General features: G+C 69.3%; 3 protein-coding genes. All 3 read right to left on the bottom strand.

The window, feature by feature from the left end:
* Nucleotides 1–224 precede the first annotated feature (224 nt).
* The 3 genes from G3N94_RS41240 to fliE all read right to left on the bottom strand — a co-directional run bounded on the left by G3N94_RS41240 (nt 225) and on the right by fliE (nt 1,449).
* Nucleotides 225–557, bottom strand: a complete 333-nt coding sequence (locus tag G3N94_RS41240; RefSeq protein ID WP_205799898.1) for a flagellar protein FliT — start codon at nt 555–557, stop codon at nt 225–227.
* On the bottom strand, nt 554–1,000 hold the full coding sequence (gene fliS / locus G3N94_RS41235; protein ID WP_205799897.1) for a flagellar export chaperone FliS: 447 nt from the start codon (nt 998–1,000) through the stop codon (nt 554–556). The genes G3N94_RS41240 and fliS overlap by 4 nt, the downstream gene beginning before the upstream one ends.
* Before the next feature lie 104 nt (nt 1,001–1,104).
* The gene (fliE, locus tag G3N94_RS41230; RefSeq protein ID WP_205799896.1) at nt 1,105–1,449 is read right to left on the bottom strand and encodes a flagellar hook-basal body complex protein FliE; all 345 of its coding nucleotides are present in this window, start codon (nt 1,447–1,449) and stop codon (nt 1,105–1,107) included.
* Between the last annotated feature and the right edge of the window lie 323 nt (nt 1,450–1,772).

Raw genomic sequence — 1,772 nt, 5'->3', positions numbered from 1 at the left:
GCCGGCGTGCCGACCTGCGGCGCCGCGCCGCCGCCGGCGGGCGGCGCCACGACGTCGGACAGCAGGCTGTCGATGCGGCTCGCCAGCAGCGCGGCGGCTACGGTGTCGATACCGGTCATGATCGGGGCCTGCTCACCTCTGCGACATCGATGCAAATCGCTGAAACGGCGTCCGGCACAGCGCGCCGCGCGACGCCGGACGTCCTAAGCCTGCGCGCTGCGCGGTCAGCCGCGCGCGCGATACAGATCCGTCAGCACCTTGGTCGAGCGCCGCGTCTCGAACAGCGCGGACAGCCGCGCGACTTCCGGGCACGCGAGGTCGCGGATCGCCGCGTCGTCGGCGAGGATGCCGCGGATCAGGTCGAGCTTGTGGCGGAGCTCGGACTCGTCGAGCGCGAGGCCGGGCCCGGCGTCCTTCAGTCCGTCGACGAGCTGCTGGTATTCCTGCTGCAGCGCCGACAGTTCGACCCAGTCCGCGCTGCGCGCCGCGCGCAGCATGCGCCCGGACACGGCCGCGATCGCCTCGTAGCGCGCGAGGTACTCCGCCTTGCAGTTCATCGTGATGCTTCCGCTGCCTGATTGGCGGCCTGTTGAGCGGCCATCCGCGCGACTTCCGGGCCGATGCCAGTCCAGGCTTCCTCGAGCGTCGCGAGCAGCCCGTCGACTTCGACCAGCATCGCGTCGCTTGCCTGCGCGTTCGCTTCCAGCAGACGCCGGTTGATGTAGCTGTAGAGCGCATCGAGGCGCTCGGCGATCTCGCCGCCCACGTCCCGGTTCAGCGCCGCCTGCAGGCCGCTCTCGACGATGCGGATCGCCTTGCCGATCGCTTCGCCACGCGCGGGGACGTTGCCCTGCTGCAGATGCATGCGCGCCAGCGCGACCGCCTGTCGTGCGCCCTGGTACAGCATCGCGACCAGGCGATGCGGGGATGCGCCCATCACCCCGGTCTCGACGCCGACACGCGCGTAAGCACTGGCTCCAGCGTGTCCTGGGGAAAACATGCGCTTCTCCTTGTTGATGCTTTGCTTTGTATACGGGGGGCCCACATCCGTGTAGCGCACGGCGCGGCCTTCTCCCGGAGTTATCGGAACGGAAACGGAAAGCTTTACACCGACATCTGCATGACCTCGTTGTACGCGGTCACGAGCTTGTTGCGGACCTGCAGCCCGAACTGGAAGCCGACGTTGGCCTTCTGCATGTCGACCATCACGTCGTTCAGCGAGATGTTCGACGCGCCGACCTCGAACGCCTGCGCCTCGCCAACCGCCTTCTGCTGGTCGCCGCTGATCTTGTCGAGCGACGCCTTCATCGCGCTCGCGAACGTGCTGGCCGTCGCCGCACCCGAGCCCGCGAGCGCCGCCGTCGGGCTCGCGGCGCCGCCCGACGCCTGTGCGGCCATCGCCTGCATCTGTTGCAACACCGAACCGATTCCGCTGACGTTCGCAGTCATGCCGTCTCCAGATAAAGGGCCCGAACGGGCCGGGGCCGGCTGCCCGCGCGCGCCACGCCGCGCGGCCGCCATGCCGGATTGCGACAAAGCTTAGCAGCGCGCGGTGCGGCAAAGCCGCGAAACTACGGGGGAAACCCCGCTCTTTTCGGGCGATCGGATCGCGGGTGGCGTCCCGATAATCGCATCGTGTCATTGTCCGCCCGCTCGCCCGAGCGGGTCAGTCGCCCCGCTCCGGAGAACCTCGACGCATGGATTCGCAGGCCAATTCGCTGATCAATCCCGACGCCCGCACGGGCCTCGCCAGCCCCGCGGCCGGCGCCGCC

The sequence above is a fragment of the Burkholderia sp. Ac-20353 genome, assembly GCF_017104785.1.
In the GTDB taxonomy this organism is placed as follows: Bacteria; Pseudomonadota; Gammaproteobacteria; order Burkholderiales; family Burkholderiaceae; genus Burkholderia.
Note: the sequence above shows the minus strand (reverse complement) of the source record. Positions and strands in the feature narration are given on the sequence as shown.

Coding starts and splice junctions, on each gene's coding strand:
- G3N94_RS41240 (WP_205799898.1), bottom strand. CDS start 557: ATGAACTGCAAGGCGGAGTACCTCGCGCGCTACGAGGCGATCGCGGCC.
- fliS (WP_205799897.1), bottom strand. CDS start 1,000: ATGTTTTCCCCAGGACACGCTGGAGCCAGTGCTTACGCGCGTGTCGGC.
- fliE (WP_205799896.1), bottom strand. CDS start 1,449: ATGACTGCGAACGTCAGCGGAATCGGTTCGGTGTTGCAACAGATGCAG.